The organism is Donghicola mangrovi (assembly GCF_013377535.1).
Lineage (GTDB): Bacteria > Pseudomonadota > Alphaproteobacteria > Rhodobacterales > Rhodobacteraceae > Donghicola > Donghicola mangrovi.
In genome coordinates this window covers 40,535-60,720 of sequence record NZ_JABCJE010000004.1, presented here as the reverse complement: position 1 = coordinate 60,720, position 20,186 = coordinate 40,535, and the positions used below count along the sequence as shown (strand labels likewise).

The following is a 20,186-nucleotide window of genomic DNA, read 5'->3' as shown; positions in this document are numbered from 1 at the left end:
GCGCCCTCCTGCGAAATTATCGTACCGCTGCGATCGGGCCCTCGGCACGGCCATGAATGAACTGATCCACGTATGGATCACCCGACGTATCCATATCGTTAACGGGTCCTGTCCATTTCACAACTCCATCGTGGAGCATTGCAACATTGTCGGCAATCGCCCGCACACTGGTCATGTCGTGGGTGATGGTCAGCGCGGTGGCACCCATCTCGGTCACGATTTCTCGGATCAGGTCGTTGATGACGCCGGACATGATCGGATCAAGGCCCGTGGTCGGCTCGTCAAAGAAGATGATCTCGGGGTCGGCGGCGATCGCGCGGGCCAGACCCACGCGCTTTTGCATGCCGCCCGACAGTTCGGCGGGGAACTTGTCCGCCACTTCGGGCTTCAGGCCCACGCGGCGCAGCTTTTCGATGGCGATTTCGCGGGCCTCAGCCTTGGGGCGTTTGAGCGCGCCGCGCATCAGGCGAAAGGCGACGTTCTGCCAAACGGGCAAACTGTCGAACAGGGCGGCGCCCTGAAACAGCATCCCGAAACGGGCAAGGAAAGGATCGCGGCTCACGTCCTCGACATTCTGGCCAGAGACAAAGATCTGGCCCTGATCAGGGGTGACCAGACCCAGAATGCATTTCAGCGTCACCGATTTGCCGGTGCCCGAGCCGCCGATGATGACCATCGAACTGCCCTTGGGAACAGTCAGGTTGACGCCCCGCAGCACGTGGTTCGACCCGAAGGTTTTGTGGATATCACGAAGCTCGATCATGCGGCGAAAAACAGTTCTGTCAGGATGTAGTTAGCGGCGAAAATCAGAACCGAGGCAGAGACCACGGCCGATTTGGTGGCACGGCCTACGCCTTGGGCCCCGCGGCCCGAATTCATGCCGTGATAGCAGCCCATGGTCGCCACGATAAAGCCGAACGCCGCGCCCTTGAACAGGCCGCTGACCACGTCCCACTGCTCTAGGAAATCGACGGTGTTCTTCAGGTAAACCGCGCCATTGAAGCCCAGACGGTTCACACCAACCAAGTAGCCACCAAAGATGCCGACGGAATCACCGACCGCCACCAGAACCGGCACGGCCAAAGTGGCCGCCAGAACGCGGGGCAGGGTCAGGTACTTCATCGGGTTGGTGGACAGGGTGACCAGAGCGTCGATCTGCTCGGTCACTTTCATGGTGCCGATTTCAGCCGCGATCGAGCTGGCCACGCGGGCAGCCACCATCAGGCCCCCCAGCACAGGGCCCAGTTCGCGCACCATACCGATGGCTACGATGGACGGCACCACTGCTTCGGCCCCGTAACGTGAGCCGCCCGCAAAGATTTGCAGGGCCAGCGCACCGCCGGTGAAGAACGCTGTCAGGCCAACCACGGGCAAGGACAGCCAGCCGATCTGGATCAGCGCCTGCCAGAACTCGCGCCAGTAGAACGGCGGGCGCAGCAGGTGGCTGACGGTTTCCAGCGCGAACAGCGCGACCGAGCCGACCATGGCCAGCGCGGACAGTACCGTGCGGCCGACAGATGCCAGAAAGCGGGTCATGCGCCGATATATTCCCGTGCGTACCGCGCCCCGAGCGAGGTCAGAATTTCATAGCCGATGGTGCCCGCGAACTTGGCGACGGCGTCGGCGTTCTGATGCGCCCCCAGCAGGTCAACAGAGGCAGGGGTGTGGTCCAGATCGGTGATGTCGATCCCGATCAGGTCCATCGACACGCGGCCAAGGATGTTGCACGGCACATCGCCCGCCCACATCTGGCCCTTGCCCGATTGGGCGCGAATGATGCCGTCGGCGTAACCGGCCGCGATGGTCGCCACGCGGGTGGGGCGCTCGGCGATCCACGAATTGCCATAACCGACGCTCTCGCCCACGGCGACATCGCGGGTCTGTATCACGGGGATCGACAGCTGCGTCACGGTGCGTCCCTGCATGAAGGGATCGCAGCCATACATGCCGATACCGGGGCGGGTCACGTCGAAATGATAGTCGGGGCCCAGCAGGATGCCACCGGTGGCCGACAGCGAACGGGGCACGTCAATGCCATCGGTCATCCGGCGGAAGGCGGCCAGCTGCTGGCTGTTCATGGCGTGATCCGGCTCGTCCGCGCAGGCGAGGTGGCTCATGATCAGCGCAGGTTTCGCGGCCAGAACGGCATCGCGGACAGCGGCCCAGTCGGCCGGCTCGAGGCCCAGACGGTTCATGCCGGTGTCCAGCTGGATGCCAAAGGGCAGGTTGGGGCATTCGCTCTGGTGACGTTGCCACTGCTCGGCCGAGTTCAGCATGGGGATCAGGGCGTTCTCGCGCAGGACTGCTGCGTCACCCGCCATGTGGCCGCCGAAAACGTGGATCAAGGCGTCCGGCCCAACGGCCTGACGGACAGCGATGCCTTCTTCGGCGATGGCCACAAAGAAGCGCTTCACGCCTTCGCGGGCCAGACGGGCGGCGACCGGACCGGCCCCCAACCCATATGCGTCGGCTTTGACCACTGCGCCCGCTTCGGCCTTGCCAGAAGCGGTCGCCAGATCGCGCCAGTTCGCCACTAGGGCGTCGAGATCAATTTTCAGTACAGAGCGTGCCATAGCGCCTAGATGCCATGACGCCCCGTAGGGTCAAGTGAAATCGCGGGTTACCCCTGCCACAAAGATGTGTGGCGATCAGTAATCGGCCTGCTGGTTCTGCTGCCACGGCTTCACAAGGTTGCCAAAGCGGGTGAACTGGCTTTCGAAGGACAGCTCGACCGTGCCGATGGGACCGTGACGCTGCTTGCCCAGAATGACTTCGGCCTTGCCGTGCAGGCGCTCCATCTCTTCTTGCCAGACCTGCAAGCGTTCCAGATCGTGTTCACCGGGTTTCTCACGTTCTTTGTAGTATTCCTCGCGGAACACGAACATCACCACGTCGGCGTCCTGTTCGATTGAGCCCGATTCACGAAGGTCCGACAGCTGCGGGCGTTTATCTTCGCGGTTTTCCACCTGACGCGACAGCTGCGACAGGGCGATCACAGGGATCTGGAGTTCTTTGGCGATTGCCTTGAGGCCCTGCGTGATCTCCGAGATTTCGTTCACGCGGTTTTCCGACTGCGAGCCGCGCAGAAGCTGCAAATAGTCGACCATCAGCACGTCCAGACCGTGGGTCCGCTTCAGGCGGCGGGCACGGGCGGCGACCTGTGAAATGGGCAGCGCGGGGGTGTCGTCGATGAACAGCGGGCAGGATTCGAGGCTTTTTGCGGCCTCGACGAACCGGCGGAACTCTTCTTCGGTAAAGTCACCCTGACGGATTTTGTGAGAGCTGATTTCCGACGCTTCGGCCAGAATACGGCCCGCCAGCTGGTCGGCGCTCATTTCGAGGCTGAAGAAGCCCACAACGCCGCCATCCAAGGTGCCTTCGGTCCCGTCGGGGCGGGTGCCGCGGCGGAACGCTTTGGCCACGTTGAACGCGATGTTCGTCGCGAGCGAGGTTTTCCCCATCGAGGGACGACCCGCCAGAATGATAAGGTCCGATTTGTGCAGACCGCCCATTTTGCCGTCCAGATCGATCAGACCGGTCGAGATACCGGCCAGCTGACCTTCGCGCTGGTAGGCAATGTTCGCGGTGTTCACAGCCTCGGTCACGGCGCGCAGGAAGGACTGGAAGCCGGTTTCCGATTTGCCCTGTTCGCCAAGTTTATAGAGCTTCTGCTCGGCCTCGGTGATTTGCTGGCGGGGGTCGGATTCGACCTCAACGCGCGAGGCTTTGCCTTTGATCTCTTCGCCCAAGGTGATCAGTTCGCGGCGGATCGCCATGTCATAGATCATCTGCGCATAGTCGCGGGCCGCATAGGCGGCCACGGCGCTGCCCGCCAGACGGGCCAGATAGGCGGCGCCCCCCAGTTCCTTGAGCCCTTCGTCGTTCTCCATGAACGCCTTCAGCGTCACGGGCGAGGCAAGGGTGTTTTTCGCGATGCGCGCGGCGGCGACCTCCCAGATGCGGGCGTGCACGGGGTCGTGGAAGTGGTGGGGTTTGATCAGGGTCGCGACCCGATCGTAAATCTCGTTATTCGTCAGGATCGCCCCAAGGAGCTGCTGCTCTGCCTCGATCGAGTGGGGCAGGCCTTTGGAATCGTCGACTTGCGCTTTGATGGCTGCAATCTCGTTCATCTGGATCCTCGAATGGTAGTGAGGCCCCGTGATAGCCGAGGCCGGACCTGTCAGGCAAACTGTATAAGTCTGTGGATAGGTTGTGAATAGAACCCTACCATATGTGGTGGGCTTCTGTCCCTATGGGCCAAATGGTGGGCGGACCGTTAAGGGGCAATGAAAAAGACCGGCGGGTGTCCGCCGGTCCGGTGATTTTGCCTGGCGCCGCGGGGGCGCGGCGGAATCATTTCTTGTTGGCTTCCTGCCATTCGCGGGGCGCGTTCAGGAATTTCTCGACCTCGGTCAGGGTTTCCTCGTCAAAGGCGCCGCTTTCCTTGGCTTCGGCCAGAACGTCCCACCATGTGCAGAGGTAGTGCAGGTCAACCCCGTGATCGCCGAGGGTTTTCTCGGTCTCGGGGAAGATGCCGTAGTAGAAGATCACCGCAGTGTGGCCGCAGGTCGCGCCGGTTTCACGGATCGCATCCACGAACGACAGCTTGGAGCCGCCGTCGGTGGTCAGATCCTCGACCAGCAGAACGCGCTCGCCTTCGGTCATGGCGCCCTCGATGCGGGCGTTGCGGCCGTAACCCTTGGGCTTCTTGCGCACGTAGGTCATGGGCAGGGCCATGCGTTCTGCGACCAGAGCCGCGAACGGGATGCCTGCGGTTTCACCGCCAGCGATGTTGTCGAACGCCTCGAACCCCGCGTTGCGCATGACGGTGACAGTCAGGAAGTCCATCAGGGTCGAGCGGATGCGGGGGAAGCTGATCAGCTTGCGGCAGTCGATATAGGTCGGCGAGGGCAGGCCGGACGCCAGAGTAAAGGGCTCGCGCGCATTGAAGTGGACGGCCTTGATCTCGAGCAGCATGCGGGCGGTCAGGCGGGCGATCTCTTCGCGGGTGGGGTAGGAGGTGGGGATCATCGGTGTGGTTCCTTGTGGCTGCGGAGGGGGGGCTGTCTGCCCCCCGGCGCTCGCGCGCCTCCCCCCGAGGGTATTTTCGCCAAGATGAAGTTAGCTGGCGGCCCAGAAGACCGGGAAGCCGGGCTGGAAGACGGTGACGGGGCCTGCGCCGGTGACGATTTTGTCCGCGAACTCGACGGGGGCGTCCTGTTTGGTCAGGGTAAGCGTCGCGTCGTTGGGTTTCAGGCCGTAGAAGGCCGGACCGTTCAGCGAAGCGAAGGCTTCGAGTTTGTCCAGCGCGCCATCCTCTTCGAAGACATGGGCCAGCAGGGACATGGTGTTGGTGGCCGTGAAGCAGCCTGCGCAGCCGCAGGCGGATTCTTTGGCCGCGTCCGCGTGGGGCGCGCTGTCGGTGCCAAGGAAGAAGCTGGCCTCGCCGCTGGTGGCGGCTTCGCGCAGGGCGATGCGGTGCTCTTCGCGTTTGGCGACGGGCAAGCAGTAGTAGTGCGGCTTGATCCCGCCCACGAGGATGTGGTTGCGATTGATGATCAGGTGGTGCGTGGTGATCGTCGCGCCGAGGTTATCGCCACCCGAACGCACGTAATCGACGCCGTTCTTGGTGGTGATGTGTTCCATGATCACACGCAGGCCGGGGGTGGCCTTGCGGATCGGGTCCAGAACGCGGTCGATGAACACGGCCTCGCGGTCAAAGATGTCGATGGCGGGGTCGGTGACTTCGCCGTGGACGCACAGGGGCAGGCCGATCTCGGCCATCTTTTCCAGAACGGGGCGGACTTTGTCGAAGTCGGTCACGCCGCTGGCCGAGTTGGTGGTCGCGCCGGCGGGGTAGAGCTTGACCGCGGTGATGATGCCGTCCGCGTGGGCCTGCGCCAGATCATTGGCATCAGTGTCCTCGGTCAGGTAGCAGGTCATCAGCGGTTTGAAATCCGCGCCCGCAGGGATCGCTGCCATGATCCGCTCGCGGTAGGCGGCGGCCTGAGCGCCCGTGACCACAGGGGGCACGAGGTTGGGCATGATGATCGCCCGACCGAAGTGGCGGGCGCTTTCGGGTGCGATGCCCTGCAGCATAGCGCCATCGCGCAGGTGCAGGTGCCAGTCGTCGGGGCGACGGATCGTGATGCTCTGGGTCATGTGCGGGCCTTAGCCCAAGATGCGGCTTTGCGCCAGTCCCAAGAGAGGCTTAGGCGTGCTCACCGGGGATGTGCAGGCGTCCCTTTTCGGCCTCTGCTTCCAACTCGCGCAGGCGTTGGGCCAGACGGGGGGCACGCATCCTGCGGGTGATGTTGCGCAGAACCAGAGCCTCGTAGGCGGGGCGGTCGCGGTGGCGCAGGTTCAGCGCAAGGGTGCGCAGATAGACCAGATATTCGCGGCGGGCCCGCAGCAGTTTGAACATCGCGCCGGGGGTCAGCTTGCGCGACATCGCCTTTGCCAGCATCCGGTACAGGATCTGCATCTCGACGAGGTGAGTCTCCAGATCCTCGCCCATGTGGTGCAGGCGGACGGGCGTTACGTTCGGCCGGCGATAAAGCGCGGCGTGCATCGAATCAAACGTGTCTGCCGGATCGTAGATGACAAAGGCGCGCTCAGCGGCCTCGAGCATGTCGGGGGCAAAGCCGTAACGGTCGGTGAACGATGTCATGCGGATCGGGTGGAACCGTTCGTCCCAATGGGTCAGGCGGGGTTCCAGCGTGGCTTGGGGCTGGATGGCGATCACGGTCGAGCCGGGGCAGGCCACCGAATAGGCCGCCGCCGCATAGCCGCAGCTGCCCTTGCCATAGAAAACGACGTTGTCGAATTCCTCGAAGAAGCCATCGTCGATCAGCCGGTCAAAGAAGCCGTAGACGTGATCGCGGCGGAACCATGTGTCACCGTCGCTGATCAGCGCCAGATGCGACCACCCCAGCGCCCGCACCAGATCAAAGCCCATGGGCTGACCCAGATCGGTCGAGGTTTGCGCACTTGTCAGGGTTTCGAATGTCACCAGAAGTTGCGGTTTCTGGTCGATGAAGACAGCGCAATGCTGGTCGCCGAGAGGCTGGAAATATCCATGTTCCTCACCGATTTGCGACAGCCGTTCCAGCCATTCGTCATCGGACAGGTCGAGCATTGAATCGTCAAATGCATTCGCCGTGTCTTGCATCGCGCTCTCCTGGGCCTTGGTGGTTACTGTTAACGGTCGAGGTATCCGGGGAATGAGGCGGAATTGCGAAAATCGAAGGTAATTTCAAAGGCTGACTTACAAATAAAGTGTAGGGTTAATGTCCGTTAGGCCCAGTAAATGCGGCGTTAATGATATGACCAACCCCAAAAGGCCGTAAGGCCAATACCTTTGGGTGTTTCGCATTTTTATGTGCCTACTGTTTCCCGATTTGCAATAGTCCCCGCCACTAAAGTCCCGAAAAAGCAGGCTTGACCGGTGCTGTGTCCCGTGCAGCAATGGCATCGGTGAGGGAGGACATCGATGGGATTACCAGGCAGTATCGACGCGGTGCAGGATTTGCTCGCGCGCGAGGATTATGTGTGTGGCCGCGCTCTGGCGACGGTTGTGTTTTTGTCGCTCAAGCTGGGTCGTCCCCTGTTTCTGGAAGGCGAGGCGGGCACCGGCAAGACCGAGATCGCCAAGACACTGGCCCGCGCCTTGGGCCGCCCCCTGATCCGCCTGCAATGCTACGAGGGGCTCGATGCCTCGAGCGCGGTCTATGACTGGAACTTCCCCGCGCAGATGATCGCCATCCGCACCGCCGAGGCCACCGGTGCCTCGACCCGCGAAGGGCTGCAAGAGGAACTCTTTGGTCCCGATTTCCTGATCGAACGCCCGCTCCTGCAGGCCATGCGCCCCCACGCCAGCGGCGCGCCGGTCCTGCTGATTGACGAACTCGACCGCACGGACGAACCGTTCGAGGCTTTCCTCCTCGAAGCCCTTTCCGATTTTCAGGTCACGATCCCCGAACTGGGCACGATCAAAGCCCCCGAACCCCCGATCGTCATCCTGACCTCCAACCGCACCCGAGAGGTCCACGACGCCCTCAAACGCCGTTGCCTTTATCATTGGGTCGATTACCCCGATGTGCAGCGCGAACTCGATATCCTGCAGGCCCGCGTCCCCGAAGCCTCGCTGCAACTCTCCAAAGAGGTCATCGCCTTCGTCCAATCCTTACGCACCGAAGACGTGTTCAAGAAGCCGGGCGTGGCCGAAACCATCGACTGGGCGAAGTGCCTTCTTGCGCTTGACGTGATCGCCCTGACCCCCGAGGTCATCTCGGACACCCTCGGCGCGCTCCTGAAATATCAGGACGACATCCAGCGCATCCAAGGCTCCGAAGCATCGCGCCTGCTGGAAGAGGCCCGCACCCAAGCCAAAGAAATGCTCTGATGTTTCTTCTTGGCTCAAATACTCCCGGGGGGACTCGCCAGAATGGCGAGGGGGGGCAGGCAGCCCCCCTGCAACGTCGGCCCTAAGCGATGGCCGAATATATCCCGCTCCTACTGCCGGAAAACCCGAAACTGGCGCAGAACATTGCCCATTTTGCGCGGGCCCTGCGCCATGCGGGCCTGCCCGTGGGGCCGGGCCGCGTGGTCGATGCCATTCAGGCGATCAGCGCAGCCGGCTTCACCAACCGCACCGATTTCTACCACGCCCTCGCGGCCTGCTTCATCTCGCGCCCCGAGCACCGCTTGGTCTTTGCCCAAACCTTCCGGCTGTTCTGGCGCGACCCCCGTTACCTCGAACATATGATGAGCCTGATGCTCCCGTCCGTCCGCGGCGTGTCAGAGGAACGCAAGGCGCAGGCCGCCGAACGCCGCGCCGCGCAGGCCCTGCTTCAGGACCAGATCCCCGAAATCCCCGAAAGCCAGCAAGAAGAGGGCGGCGAAGAGGTCGAGATCAAATCCACCCTCACCATGTCGATGGAAGAGCGCCTGCGCACCCTCGACTTCGAACAGATGACCGCCGCCGAACTGGCCGAGGCCAAGCGCCGGATCGCGGCCCTGCGCCTGCCGGTGCCGCCGCTGATCTCGCGCCGCCTTAGTCCTTCGGTCAACGGATCGCGGATTGATGCACGCAAGTCCCTCAGGGCCGCCCTGCGCAACGGGGGCGAGCTGCGCCAACTGCCCCGATCCGCGCCCCGCACACGGCCACCGACGCTGGTGGCGCTCTGTGATATCTCTGGCTCCATGAGCCAGTATTCCCGCGCCATGCTGCATTTCCTGCACGCGATCAGCAACGATGCCAGCGCAGGGTGGGGCAAGGTGCACGCCTTTACCTTTGGCACCCGCTTGACCAACATCACCCGCCACCTCAAGGCCCGCGATGTGGATGCCGCCCTTGCCGCCGCAGGGGCCGAGGCGCAGGACTGGCAGGGCGGCACCCGCATTGGCGAGACACTCGCCCGCTTTAACCGCGACTGGTCACGGCGCGTATTGGGGCAGGGGGCAGTGGTGCTGCTGATCACCGACGGGTTGGAGCGGGGCGACCCGCATCTGTTGCAGGTAGAGGCTGGCCGATTGGGACGCTCTGCCCGCAAGCTTATCTGGATCAACCCCCTGCTGCGGTGGGAGGAGTTCGCCCCCAAAGCCGCCGGTATTCAGGCGATCCTGCCCCATGTGGATGTCTTCCGCACGGGCCATAACATCGCCTCGATCGAGGGGCTGGCGCAGGCCCTTTCCGGCGATAGCGGCGAAAAGGACCGGATGCTGATGGCCATGCGGGCCCAGAGCGCCAAATGATCAGCGGCGCTTTGATCCGCCGTTGAACATCCCCTGAATGGCGGTCTTGTCCGCCTGCAGGGCTTGCCGTTTGTCCAGATGCAGCGCCATACCGCGCTGCACGGCGGGACGGGCGGCCAGATCATCCAGCCAGAGCTTCATGTGTGGCTTGTCGTCCAGCGTTTGCTGCTGGCCTTCCCACAGGCTGGCCCACGGATAGATCGCCATGTCGGCAATCGAATAGAAATCCCCCGCCACATAGCCATGTTTCCCAAGCTGCTCGTCCAGCACGCCATACAGACGCGCGACCTCTTTGCGGTAGCGGGCCTTGGCATAGGGGATCACTTGGGGCGGCTGCATCTGGGGCGCATATTTCAGAAAGTGGTGCGCTTGGCCTGCCATCGGCCCTACGCCGCCCATCTGCCACATCAGCCATTGGTCCACTGCGATCCGGTCCCGCTCGGACCCGCCATAGAACTGCCCCGTCTTGCGGGCCAGATATTGCAGGATCGCGCCGGATTCAAAGATGCTGATGGGGGTGCTATCGGGTCCTTCAGGGTCCGTAATGGCTGGCATCTTGCCGTTGGGGGACACGGCCTTGAACGCATCGGTGTGCTGGTCGCCCGCACCGATATTGATCAGGTGCACCGTGTAGGGCAGTCCCAACTCCTCGAGCAGGACCGAGATTTTCCAGCCGTTCGGCGTGGGCCAATAATACAGGTCGATCGGGGCGGACATCGGGTTCCTCCGGCTGGGGTCGCCATCAGAAGGTGGCCATTGCCGCGCATCCGTCAACCCCGCCATGCTACACGGATATCTTGACGCATATGGCCAAGGGGCGTATTCGGGCGAAAAGTGGCGCTTTGTTACCGGATTGCGGGCCACGTTAAACAAGCCGCTAAAGAGGTCAGACTGGGTACCCCCCGTTGCTGACCGCGACCGGGGGTTTTTTATTGCCTCGCGTTTAACCCCCGCGGGGCCGAAGGAGAGACGGTATGAAAAAGGACACCTCGAATTGGAGCGCGCGCACTAAGGCCGTGCACGCAGGCACCCGCCGCAGCCAGTACAACGAAGTCTCCGAGGCCATTTTCATGACCCAGGGCTTTGTCTACGAGACCGCTGAAAGCGCCGAGCAGCGCTTTATCAAGCTGGGTGAGGACGAGTTCATCTATGCCCGCTACGGCAACCCCACCGTCGCGATGTTCGAAGAGCGTTGCGCCGCGCTGGAAGGCGCCGAAGACGCCTTTGCTTGTGGCAGCGGCATGGCGGCCGTGAACGCGGCGCTGGTGTCGATGCTGCGCGCGGGCGACCACGTGGTTTCGGCCAAGGCGCTGTTCGGCTCGTGTCTCTATATCCTCGAGGAAATTCTGGGCCGTTATGGCGTCGAGACCACCTTTGTGGACGGCACCGATCTGGAGCAGTGGAAGGCCGCGATCCGTCCGAACACCAAAGCCGTGTTCTTTGAGTCCGTGTCGAACCCTACGCTGGAGGTCATCGACATCAAAGCGGTCGCCGAGATGGCCCATGCTGTCGGCGCCAAGGTCGTTGTCGATAACGTCTTCGCGACCCCCGTCTATTCCAAGGCCATCGAGCTGGGTGTTGACGTGGTTGTCTACTCGACCACCAAGCACATCGACGGTCAGGGCCGTGCGCTGGGCGGCGTCGTTCTGGGCACCCGTGAATTCATCCGCGGCACGCTGGAACCCTACATGAAGCACACCGGCGCTGCGATGAGCCCCTTTACCGCGTGGATCATGCTCAAGGGTCTGGAAACGCTGGAACTGCGCGTCAAAGCGCAAACCGCCACCGCCGAAGCCATCGCCAAGGCGCTGGAAGGTCACCCCAAGCTCGAGCGCGTGATCTATCCGGGTCTGGCCAGCCACGCGCAGCATGACCTGTGCATGGCGCAGATGGGCGCGGGCGGCACCATGGTCGGTTACGAGATCAAGGGCGGCCGTGATGCGGCGTTCCGCTTTATGAACGCGCTGAAAATCTGCGTGATTTCGAACAACTTGGGCGATGCGAAAACCATCATCACCCACCCGTTCACCACCACGCACCAGCGTCTGCCGCAGGAACAAAAGGATCATCTGGGGATTACCACTGGACTGATCCGTATGAGCGCCGGCCTCGAAGACAGTCAGGATCTGGTGAACGACGTGCTTCAGGCTCTGGAGCAGGCGTAAACTGATCCGGTATGACGGTCGGGGCGTATAATGGGTCGATCGTGGCAATGTAGGGACGCCGTTCCTACATTGTACTAGGCACCAGAATGCGAGGGACAAAGTCCATGAATATCCATACTCCGGAGCTGGACCAGCAACCAACCGACCGTCAAGCCGCCGAGGCTTTGGCGGTCTTGCGCCGTTGGGCCGTGCGCGCGACGGACACCGAGATCGCCTCGCTGGACCCCGAGTTGCGCGCCCTGCTGCCCGAGGCGCGCCCCGTGGATTACCCCGTTCTGTCGCGCATTTACCCCAGCGATTTTGCGGTGGATGACGAGTATCGCGCCGATCTGCCCGATTTGCAGAACGGCCCCGCCAGCCTGATCAAGGGCGCCAAGAAGCAGATCCAGCACGTGGGGATATCGAACTTCCGCCTGCCGATCCGCTACCGCACCCGTGGCAAGGGCGAGATGACGCTGGAAACCAGCGTGACCGGCACCGTCAGCCTTGATGCCGACAAAAAGGGCATCAACATGTCCCGCATCATGCGCAGCTTCTACAAGCACGCCGATGCGACCTTCAGCTTCGAAGTGATCGAGGCCGCGCTGGACGATTACAAGACCGACCTCGAAAGCTTTGACGCCCGCATCCAGATGCGCCTCAGCTATCCTGTGCGGGTAGAAAGTCTGCGCTCGGGCCTGTCGGGCTATCAGTACTATGACATCGCGCTGGAACTGATCGAACAGAACGGTGTCCGCCGCAAGATCGTGCATCTGGACTATGTCTATAGCTCCACGTGCCCCTGTTCGCTGGAACTGTCCGAGCACGCCCGCATGATGCGCGGCCAGCTTGCGACGCCCCATTCCCAACGCTCGGTTGCCCGTGTGTCGGCGGTGCTGGAGCCGGGGCAGGGCTGCCTGTGGTTCGAGGACCTGATCGCCCTCTGCCGTGCCGCTGTCCCCACCGAAACGCAGGTGATGGTCAAACGCGAGGATGAACAGGCCTTTGCCGAGTTGAACGCCGCCAACCCGATCTTTGTCGAGGATGCCGCGCGCCTGTTCTGCCAGCAGATGCAGAACGACCCCCGTATCGGTGATTTCCGCGTCATCGCCAGCCATCAGGAAAGCCTGCACAGCCATGATGCGGTCAGCGTCCTGACCGAAGGGCCGACCTTTGCGAATGCGTCGCTTGACCCGCGCCTCTTTGCATCGCTGTTCCACGTCGGCTGACAGTTTGCTTGACACCCAGCGGGTCTAAAGCCAAGGGTCGCAGTCATGTTTGATCTGCGACCCGTCGGATATGTTATCGGCCTTCTGCTGCTAGCCCTTGGCGTGACCATGCTGCCGTCCTTTGCCGTCGATCTGGCCGAAGGGGTGGGGCACCGCTACGTTTTTCTGGAAAGCTCTTTGATCACAATGGCCTTTGGGGGCCTGATGGCGCTGGCCTGCGCCAATGCGGTCGACGAGGGGCTGAGCCTTCAACAGACATTCCTGCTGACCGTGATGGTCTGGGTGGTGCTACCGCTGTTCGGGGCGATCCCGTTCATGCTGGGGGCGACCGAGGCGCGGTTCGTTGATGCGTTCTTCGAGGCGATGTCGGGCATGACGACCACCGGATCGACGGTGTTCACAGGGCTCGACGACATGCCGATGGGCATTCTGCTGTGGCGGGGCACCCTGCAATGGCTGGGGGGCATCGGGATCATTGTGGTGGCGATGGTGTTCCTGCCCGAATTGCGCGTGGGCGGTATGCAGATTTTCCGCGCCGAAGCGTTTGACACCATGGGGAAAATCCTGCCGCGGGCCAGTGCGATTGCGGGGCAGATTTTCGTGATCTATCTGGGCCTGACCCTGATCTGCGGCCTGTGCTACCTGATGCTGGGGATGAGCCCCTTTGACGCCACGGTGCATTCGCTGACCACGCTGTCGACGGGCGGGTTTGCAAATTATGACGCCAGCTTCGGGGCCTTTTCCGGTGCGCCGGAATATGTGGCCTCGGTGTTCATGATCCTCGCGGCGCTGCCGTTCGTGCGCTATGTGCAAATCCTGAACGGGGACAGCCGGGCGATCTTCAAGGATAGTCAGGTCCGTGGCTTCTTGCTGGTGATCTTGGTGCTGACCGTGACCACGACGCTGGTGCTGACCAGCATCTTTCCCCACCACTGGCAGGATGCCTTCCGCGAGGGTCTGTTCAACATCACCTCGATCATCAGCGGCACCGGCTATGCCAGCGTCGATTACATGGAGTGGGGCCCGTTCCTGATCACGATGTTCTTTTTCATCGGGCTGATCGGGGGCTGTGCGGGCTCTACCGCCTGTTCGATCAAGATTTTCCGCTATCAGCTGCTGCTTGCCTCGCTCAAGGTGCAGATCCAGCAGATCTATGCGCCCAACGGCGTGTTCATCCCGCGCTATGACGGGCGGCCTGTGTCCGAGGATGTTCTGAACTCGGTCATGGCGTATTTCGTGATGTTCGTGGTGTCGCTGGGGGCGTTTACCGTGATGCTGTCCCTGACGGGGCTTGATCTGGTGACCTCGATTTCCGGCGCGGCGACGGCGCTGGCCAATATCGGGCCGGGTCTAGGGGACGAGATCGGGCCTTCGGGGAACTTCCAGAACGTGAATGATCCGGCGAAGTGGCTCTTGTGCTTCGGGATGCTGGCGGGGCGGCTGGAACTGCTGGCCGTTTACACCCTGTTCACCCTGCGGTTCTGGCGCGCCTGAACCGGCGCGCCAAAGGGTTCTTTATTTCCAGCATTCCACCAAGGTGGTCAGGTCGCTGGCGGCGTGGCGCAGGTCCTCGGCCTCCATCCGGCCGACATCGGTGGTGGTGCCAGCGGTGATGCCTTGGGTCGCCAGAAACGCCTCGAGGCCGCCTTCCTTGATGGCGAAACGCACATCGTCCGGCAGGGCGCGGCTGCTGTCCTTTTGCGGAGCCAGAAGGCCGATCACAGCGCCGCTCATGTCCAGAACGGGGCCGCCGAAATCGGCGTCGGTGGTGTGGGCGGACAGGCGCATCCGAGTGTTGTCGCCGCTCAGGTCCTGCATATCCTCGACCGTCCCAAAGGTGACCGAGGGCGCGCCCAACTGGCCGCCAAAGCTGTAGCCAGCCACAGCGATCTCGGTCTGAAGGCGGGGCATGGACTTTTGCAGCAGGGGCTGCGCCAGCGGGGCCAAGGCATCCTTGGGGGCCAGCAGGGCCAGACCGCTGGCATCGACGGCGGCCACGGTGGCCTCATGCTCGCTTTCCAAGAGGATGCTCGAGCAGGTATCCAGCCCCTCGGCCAAGGTCAGCACGCGCCCCGCGCCATCCGCCCACATGCCCGAGCGGGTAAAGGACGGTTTGCGCACATCTAGGCCCGCGACCATGTCGATGCTTTGCTGCACATCCAGATCCGCGCCACCCGACAGCAGGCCCGGAATGCGGGTAAAGCTGGCAGACATGCGGTCGATCACGCGGGTGCGGCGGCCTTCGTCACCGGCGGGCCAGACAAGGGTGTAGCCCTTGATCTGGTTATCCACGAGCGAAACCTCGGTATAGGACACGATCTCGTCGTTGGCACCCTCGATCACAAAGCCGGTGCGGGTCAGTTTGCGCGCCCCATCCAAGGGGATGATCTGCAGGGTCTGCATAATCTCGTAAAGACCGCCAAGGGTCGCCGCATCGCCCGGTTCGCTGATCAGGTGGACCTGAACGGGCAGATCGCCGCTGGGCATATAGCGCGCGAAGGGGGCGGTGTAGCCATCGAACTTCAGCGCGGCCATGGGCAGCTCGATCTGGATGCCTGCTTCGGAATCCGCGACCGTCTCGAAACCAAGCCCGTCGAACACGGCGTTATACTTGGCCAGCAGTTCCGAGCGTTGGAAGGTGGTCAGGATGCCGGTCGGCTCGAACCCGTTCGCGGCCTGCCAGTTGGCCATCGAGGCACGGGTGCCCTGACCATAAGCGCCATCAATGCGGCCGTCGTAGAAACCAGCCCATTTCAGCGCCACTTGCAGCATGTAGCGTTCGTCCGCGGTGAGCAAAGACTCGCTTGCGCGGGCCTCGTAGGGGGTCTCTTCGATGAAAACGGGGGCAACATCGGGCAGCGGGGGCAGTTCGGCCACCGGTTCGGGGCTGGCGGTGTCGACCACGGGCGGTTCGTCCAGCGGGGTAACTTCGACCACCGGAGCAGGGGGTTCGCCTGTAACCGGAGGTTCAGCAAGCGGGGCGGTCACGGCGCCCACGGGCCAGTACTGCTGCTGATATTCCCGACCGTCGGTAATGTAAGCGTCCCGCGGGATCTGCCCGCTGCGCAGGTATTCGCGGCGAAGTAGTTCCGCCTGATCACGATCGAACGGCCCCAACGTAATCGCGTACCACCCTGATCCCAAAGCATAACCGCTGACTTGGGGCAGGGCGCCCGCATAGGCCTGTGCGCGGAATTGCGCTTCGTTCAGGGTGGGCTGGGCTTCGATCTGGATATAGGCAACCTCTTGGGCAATCGCCGCCGAAGCAGCGAAAACCGAAACAGTGGTCAGCAACGAAAGATACCGATTCATACAGATTCCTTGAAAAGTCTTTTGTTAAGCCAGCTTGCGGCCCTGTTGGCCCCAACAAATCTGCGTTCGGGGCATAGGTCAATAATGCCGGTCATATAATTGACCCTGAGGCCCGACGCGACTAGAGAGTGTTGCGCACGAGCCCTAGAGGAATGAGCATGTCTGCACCGCTTGAAAAACCCCGTAGCTTTCAGGAAATCATCCTTCGTCTCCAGTCGTACTGGGGCAGCAAGGGATGCGCCGTCCTGCAACCCTACGACATGGAGGTCGGTGCCGGTACGTTCCACCCCGCGACCACCCTGCGTTCGCTGGGCTCCAAGCCCTGGGCTGCGGCCTATGTCCAGCCCTCGCGCCGTCCCACCGATGGCCGCTATGGCGAGAATCCGAACCGCCTGCAGCACTACTACCAGTATCAGGTGCTGATCAAACCGTCGCCCGCCAACCTGCAAGAGCTGTATCTGGGCTCGCTGGCGGCGATCGGCATCGACATGGACCTGCACGACATCCGCTTTGTCGAGGATGATTGGGAAAGCCCCACCTTGGGCGCTTGGGGTCTGGGTTGGGAAGTCTGGTGTGACGGCATGGAAGTGTCGCAGTTCACCTATTTCCAGCAGGTCGGCGGCCATGACTGCCACCCCGTGTCCGGCGAGCTGACCTATGGTCTGGAGCGTCTGGCCATGTACGTTCTGGGCATCGATCACGTGATGGACATGCCCTACAGCGATCCCGACAGCCCGATCCCGCTGAAATACGGTGACGTGTTCCAGCAGACCGAGCAGGAATATTCGCGCTGGAACTTCGATGTCGCGGACACCGAGGTTTTGCTGCGCCACTTCGAAGAGGCCGAAGCCGAATGCGCCCGCATTCTGGCAGAGCCCCACGTGGACCCCAAAACCGGCAAGCGCATCATCATGGCGCACCCTGCCTATGACCAGACCATCAAGGCCAGCCACATCTTCAACCTGTTGGACGCGCGCGGCGTGATCTCGGTCACCGAGCGTCAGGCCTATATCGGCCGCGTCCGTGCACTGGCCAAGATGTGTGCAGATGCCTTTGTCCAGACCGAGGCGGGCGGCTACACGCCTGAAACCGCATGAGGATCGGACAACTGATCGTGGGTGGTATCGCTGTTACGGCGCTGGCGGCAGGCGCATTGCTGTATTACCAGCAGGTCTATGCCTATTACGGACCTGTCGAGGCCAAAGGCACCGACGACGTGATGGTCACGACCTTTGCCAGCAACCAGCCCGAAGGCATCCTCTATGATGACTTCAAGTCCATTGATGCGGACAGCAGCCCGCTGCGCTATCGCGCGTGTTTCCACACGCCCATGTCGCAGGCGATGATGACCGAAACCTATGTCGACTACCCCAAGGCCGAGCCGCTGGTCGGTCCCGGCTGGTTCGACTGCTTTGACGCGACCGCCATCGGCAACGCGCTGGAAACCGGCGAGGCTGTGGCCTTTCTCGGTCAGCGCGACTTTATCTATGGCATCGACCGCGTTGTGGCCGTGCTGCCCGATGGCCGCGGCTTTGTCTGGCACCAGATGAACCATTGCGGCGAAGTCGTCTATGACGGCGATCCCGTTCCCGAAGATTGCCCCGAACCCCCGAAGAGCGTGAAATAATGCCCGATCTGCTGATTGAACTCTTTTCCGAAGAGATCCCCGCGCGCATGCAAGCCCGTGCCGCCGAGGACCTGAAAAAGAAGATGACCGACGGCATGGTCGAGGCCGGCCTGACCTATGCCCACGCCAAAGCCTTTGCGACCCCGCGCCGTCTGGTGCTGGCGGTCGAGGGCGTTCTGGACCAGTCCCCGACCCTGAAAGAAGAGCGCAAAGGCCCCCGTGTGGACGCCCCCGAGAAAGCTCTGGAAGGGTTCCTGCGCGGCGTTGGTCTGACCAAAGACCAGCTGGAAATCCGCGACGAGAAAAAGGGTCAGGTCTACTTTGCCATGATCGAGACCCCCGGCCGCGAGGCCGCCGCGATCATCGCCGAGGTTCTGGAACACACCATCCGCACCTTCCCTTGGCCGAAATCCATGCGCTGGGGCGCGGGCAGCCTGCGTTGGGTGCGTCCGCTGCACTCGATCATCTGCCTGCTGACCCGCGAGGACGGCGCAGAGGTCGTTGATCTGGACATCGACGGCATCAAATCAGGCCGCGCGACCCGTGGTCACCGCTTCATGGGCGGCGATGCCTTCGAGGTGAACAGCTTTGACGACTATGTTGCCAAGCTGAAGAAGGCCAAGGTCATTCTGGACCCCGAGGAACGCGCCGAAAGCATTTGGCACGACGCGACCAACATGGCCTTTGCCCAAGGCATGGAAGTGGTCGAGGATCGCGGTCTCTTGGCCGAAGTGGCCGGTCTGGTCGAATGGCCCGTCGTCCTGATGGGCGAGATCGGCGCAGACTTCCTGAACCTGCCGCCCGAAGTTCTGCAGACCTCGATGAAAGAGCACCAGAAGTTCTTCTCGGTTAAGAACCCGAAAACCGGCCGGATCGAAAAGTTCGTCACCGTCGCGAACATCGAAACCCGCGATAACGGCGCGACCATCCTGAAGGGCAACCAGAAGGTTCTGGCCGCCCGTCTGTCGGACGCGAAATTCTTTTGGGAGAACGACCTGCGCACCGCCAAAGCGGGCATCGACAAGTGGGTTGATGGCTTGGGCAATGTGACCTTCCACAACAAGCTTGGCTCGCAAAAAGAGCGGATCGAACGCATCGTTGCTATGGCCGCAGAACTGGCCCCCGTGGCTGGTGCCGAGGTTGAGGCCGCGCAAACCGCTGCCCGTATCGCCAAGGCTGACCTGCAGTCCGAGATGGTCTTTGAATTCCCCGAACTTCAGGGGCTTATGGGCCGCTATTATGCCGAAGCAGCGGGCTATGACGCCGATGTGGCGCGCGTGTGCCAAGAGCATTACTCGCCCCTCGGTCCGTCGGACGACGTGCCCACCGCGCCTCTGTCGGTGACCGTCGCGCTGGCGGACAAGCTGGATACGCTGACCGGTTTCTGGGCCATCGACGAGAAGCCCACTGGCTCCAAAGACCCCTTCGCCCTGCGCCGCGCGGCACTGGGTGTGATCCGTCTGCTGCTGGAGAATGATCTGCGCATGTCGCTGCTGGATCACCTTTCTGCGGCAGGCGAGGCCAAGGGCGATCTGCTGTCCTTCTTCCACGACCGACTGAAGGTTTACCTGAAGGATCAGGGCATCCGTCACGACATCATCGACGCCTGTCTGGCGATGGACGGTGCGGACGATCTGACCCTGCTGGTCAAGCGCGTGCGGGCTCTGTCCGATGTGCTGGGGACCGAGGACGGTGTGAACCTTGTTCAGGGTTACAAGCGCGCCGCCAACATTCTGGCGCAGGCCGAGGCGAAGGACGGGGTCGAGTATTCGTTCGGTGCCGATCCGAAGTTCGCCGAAGTGGACGAGGAAAAGGCCCTGTTCGATGCGCTGACCGCTGCGAGCGGTTCGATCAAAGAGGCCTTGGCATCCGAAGATTTCGCCGGTGCGATGGGCCAGATGGCGGCGCTGCGCGGGCCGATCGACGGCTTCTTTACTGCCGTTCAGGTGAACACCGACAACGAGATCGTGCGCCGGAACCGCTTGAACCTGCTGAGCCAGATCCGCTCGACTTGTGGTCAGGTAGCCGATCTGGGCCGGATCGAAGGGTAAGCTGTAAGTCCCGCTATCGCGGGGCGGACAGGTGCGTGGGGGCACTGCCCCCACACCCCCGGAGTAT

The 20,186-nt window shown here is 62.4% G+C and carries 17 protein-coding genes and 1 riboswitch; of the genes, 8 read left to right on the top strand and 9 right to left on the bottom strand.

What is annotated here, in order from left to right; translation table 11 throughout:
* Positions 1-16: 16 nt before the first annotated feature.
* From HJ536_RS10810 to HJ536_RS10780, 7 genes are all read right to left on the bottom strand, one after another.
* Positions 17-763, bottom strand: a complete 747-nt coding sequence (locus HJ536_RS10810; RefSeq protein WP_177157712.1) for an ABC transporter ATP-binding protein — start codon at positions 761-763, stop codon at positions 17-19.
* Complete coding sequence (locus HJ536_RS10805) at positions 760-1,536, bottom strand: MlaE family ABC transporter permease (protein ID WP_176853789.1); 777 nt, start codon at positions 1,534-1,536, stop codon at positions 760-762. The genes HJ536_RS10810 and HJ536_RS10805 overlap by 4 nt, the downstream gene beginning before the upstream one ends.
* Entirely contained in the window at positions 1,533-2,573 is a 1,041-nt protein-coding gene (alr, locus tag HJ536_RS10800) for an alanine racemase (protein WP_177157711.1), read from the bottom strand. The genes HJ536_RS10805 and alr overlap by 4 nt, the downstream gene beginning before the upstream one ends.
* Positions 2,574-2,648: 75 nt before the next feature.
* The gene (locus HJ536_RS10795; protein WP_176853787.1) at positions 2,649-4,130 is read right to left on the bottom strand and encodes a replicative DNA helicase; all 1,482 of its coding nucleotides are present in this window, start codon (positions 4,128-4,130) and stop codon (positions 2,649-2,651) included.
* A gap of 223 nt (positions 4,131-4,353) precedes the next feature.
* Positions 4,354-5,031 carry an orotate phosphoribosyltransferase gene (locus tag HJ536_RS10790; protein ID WP_072706867.1) on the bottom strand — a complete coding sequence of 226 codons (678 nt, stop codon included), beginning with the start codon at positions 5,029-5,031 and terminating at the stop codon, positions 4,354-4,356.
* Positions 5,032-5,121: 90 nt separating this feature from the next.
* Entirely contained in the window at positions 5,122-6,162 is a 1,041-nt protein-coding gene (pyrC, locus tag HJ536_RS10785) for a dihydroorotase (RefSeq protein ID WP_177157710.1), read from the bottom strand.
* Positions 6,163-6,211: 49 nt separating this feature from the next.
* A complete protein-coding gene (locus HJ536_RS10780; RefSeq protein ID WP_176853785.1) occupies positions 6,212-7,171 on the bottom strand; it encodes a phosphoadenosine phosphosulfate reductase in 960 nt (319 codons plus the stop codon).
* Positions 7,172-7,492: 321 nt separating this feature from the next.
* On the opposite strand from HJ536_RS10780, the gene HJ536_RS10775 reads away from it, so the two are divergent.
* Both HJ536_RS10775 and HJ536_RS10770 read left to right on the top strand, forming a co-directional pair.
* Positions 7,493-8,404, top strand: a complete 912-nt coding sequence (locus HJ536_RS10775) for an AAA family ATPase (RefSeq protein ID WP_176853784.1) — start codon at positions 7,493-7,495, stop codon at positions 8,402-8,404.
* 89 nt (positions 8,405-8,493) lie between these two features.
* On the top strand, positions 8,494-9,756 hold the full coding sequence (locus tag HJ536_RS10770; protein ID WP_177157709.1) for a vWA domain-containing protein: 1,263 nt from the start codon (positions 8,494-8,496) through the stop codon (positions 9,754-9,756).
* On the opposite strand, the gene HJ536_RS10765 is transcribed toward HJ536_RS10770, so the two are convergent.
* Positions 9,757-10,473, bottom strand: coding sequence for a glutathione S-transferase family protein (locus HJ536_RS10765; protein WP_177157708.1), 717 nt, complete (start codon positions 10,471-10,473; stop codon positions 9,757-9,759).
* 107 nt (positions 10,474-10,580) lie between these two features.
* Positions 10,581-10,658: riboswitch (SAM riboswitch) on the top strand.
* Positions 10,659-10,730: 72 nt separating this feature from the next.
* Here HJ536_RS10765 and metZ point away from each other — a divergent pair.
* The 3 genes from metZ (at position 10,731) to HJ536_RS10750 (ending at position 14,623) form a co-directional block, all read left to right on the top strand.
* The gene (gene metZ / locus HJ536_RS10760; RefSeq protein WP_176853781.1) at positions 10,731-11,921 is read left to right on the top strand and encodes an O-succinylhomoserine sulfhydrylase; all 1,191 of its coding nucleotides are present in this window, start codon (positions 10,731-10,733) and stop codon (positions 11,919-11,921) included.
* A gap of 104 nt (positions 11,922-12,025) precedes the next feature.
* Positions 12,026-13,129, top strand: a complete 1,104-nt coding sequence (folE2, locus tag HJ536_RS10755) for a GTP cyclohydrolase FolE2 (RefSeq protein WP_177157707.1) — start codon at positions 12,026-12,028, stop codon at positions 13,127-13,129.
* Positions 13,130-13,174: 45 nt separating this feature from the next.
* Positions 13,175-14,623 (top strand): TrkH family potassium uptake protein, encoded by a 1,449-nt coding sequence (locus HJ536_RS10750; protein WP_177157706.1) that lies wholly within the window; start codon positions 13,175-13,177, stop codon positions 14,621-14,623.
* Positions 14,624-14,644: 21 nt separating this feature from the next.
* Here the strand turns inward: HJ536_RS10750 and HJ536_RS10745 are convergent, their stop codons facing one another.
* Entirely contained in the window at positions 14,645-16,441 is a 1,797-nt protein-coding gene (locus tag HJ536_RS10745) for a serine protease (protein WP_177157705.1), read from the bottom strand.
* 158 nt (positions 16,442-16,599) lie between these two features.
* Here HJ536_RS10745 and HJ536_RS10740 point away from each other — a divergent pair, with 158 nt between their 5' ends.
* From HJ536_RS10740 to glyS, 3 genes are read left to right on the top strand one after another with little or no spacing between them, the layout of a single operon-like run.
* Positions 16,600-17,538 carry a glycine--tRNA ligase subunit alpha gene (locus HJ536_RS10740; protein WP_176853777.1) on the top strand — a complete coding sequence of 313 codons (939 nt, stop codon included), beginning with the start codon at positions 16,600-16,602 and terminating at the stop codon, positions 17,536-17,538.
* The gene (locus HJ536_RS10735) at positions 17,535-18,068 is read left to right on the top strand and encodes a DUF6446 family protein (RefSeq protein WP_177157704.1); all 534 of its coding nucleotides are present in this window, start codon (positions 17,535-17,537) and stop codon (positions 18,066-18,068) included. The genes HJ536_RS10740 and HJ536_RS10735 overlap by 4 nt, the downstream gene beginning before the upstream one ends.
* Positions 18,068-20,119: a glycine--tRNA ligase subunit beta gene (gene glyS / locus HJ536_RS10730; RefSeq protein WP_177157703.1), complete on the top strand. Its 2,052-nt coding sequence runs from the start codon at positions 18,068-18,070 to the stop codon at positions 20,117-20,119. Before HJ536_RS10735 ends, glyS begins: the two co-directional genes overlap by 1 nt.
* Positions 20,120-20,186: the final 67 nt, after the last annotated feature.

Excerpts from the sequence above, each read along its gene's own strand:
- HJ536_RS10810 (WP_177157712.1), bottom strand. The coding sequence starts at position 763 with ATGATCGAGCTTCGTGATATCCACAAAACCTTCGGGTCGAACCACGTG.
- HJ536_RS10805 (WP_176853789.1), bottom strand. The coding sequence starts at position 1,536 with ATGACCCGCTTTCTGGCATCTGTCGGCCGCACGGTACTGTCCGCGCTG.
- alr (WP_177157711.1), bottom strand. The coding sequence starts at position 2,573 with ATGGCACGCTCTGTACTGAAAATTGATCTCGACGCCCTAGTGGCGAAC.
- HJ536_RS10795 (WP_176853787.1), bottom strand. The coding sequence starts at position 4,130 with ATGAACGAGATTGCAGCCATCAAAGCGCAAGTCGACGATTCCAAAGGC.
- HJ536_RS10790 (WP_072706867.1), bottom strand. The coding sequence starts at position 5,031 with ATGATCCCCACCTCCTACCCCACCCGCGAAGAGATCGCCCGCCTGACC.
- pyrC (WP_177157710.1), bottom strand. The coding sequence starts at position 6,162 with ATGACCCAGAGCATCACGATCCGTCGCCCCGACGACTGGCACCTGCAC.
- HJ536_RS10780 (WP_176853785.1), bottom strand. The coding sequence starts at position 7,171 with ATGCAAGACACGGCGAATGCATTTGACGATTCAATGCTCGACCTGTCC.
- HJ536_RS10775 (WP_176853784.1), top strand. The coding sequence starts at position 7,493 with ATGGGATTACCAGGCAGTATCGACGCGGTGCAGGATTTGCTCGCGCGC.
- HJ536_RS10770 (WP_177157709.1), top strand. The coding sequence starts at position 8,494 with ATGGCCGAATATATCCCGCTCCTACTGCCGGAAAACCCGAAACTGGCG.
- HJ536_RS10765 (WP_177157708.1), bottom strand. The coding sequence starts at position 10,473 with ATGTCCGCCCCGATCGACCTGTATTATTGGCCCACGCCGAACGGCTGG.
- metZ (WP_176853781.1), top strand. The coding sequence starts at position 10,731 with ATGAAAAAGGACACCTCGAATTGGAGCGCGCGCACTAAGGCCGTGCAC.
- folE2 (WP_177157707.1), top strand. The coding sequence starts at position 12,026 with ATGAATATCCATACTCCGGAGCTGGACCAGCAACCAACCGACCGTCAA.
- HJ536_RS10750 (WP_177157706.1), top strand. The coding sequence starts at position 13,175 with ATGTTTGATCTGCGACCCGTCGGATATGTTATCGGCCTTCTGCTGCTA.
- HJ536_RS10745 (WP_177157705.1), bottom strand. The coding sequence starts at position 16,441 with ATGAATCGGTATCTTTCGTTGCTGACCACTGTTTCGGTTTTCGCTGCT.
- HJ536_RS10740 (WP_176853777.1), top strand. The coding sequence starts at position 16,600 with ATGTCTGCACCGCTTGAAAAACCCCGTAGCTTTCAGGAAATCATCCTT.
- HJ536_RS10735 (WP_177157704.1), top strand. The coding sequence starts at position 17,535 with ATGAGGATCGGACAACTGATCGTGGGTGGTATCGCTGTTACGGCGCTG.
- glyS (WP_177157703.1), top strand. The coding sequence starts at position 18,068 with ATGCCCGATCTGCTGATTGAACTCTTTTCCGAAGAGATCCCCGCGCGC.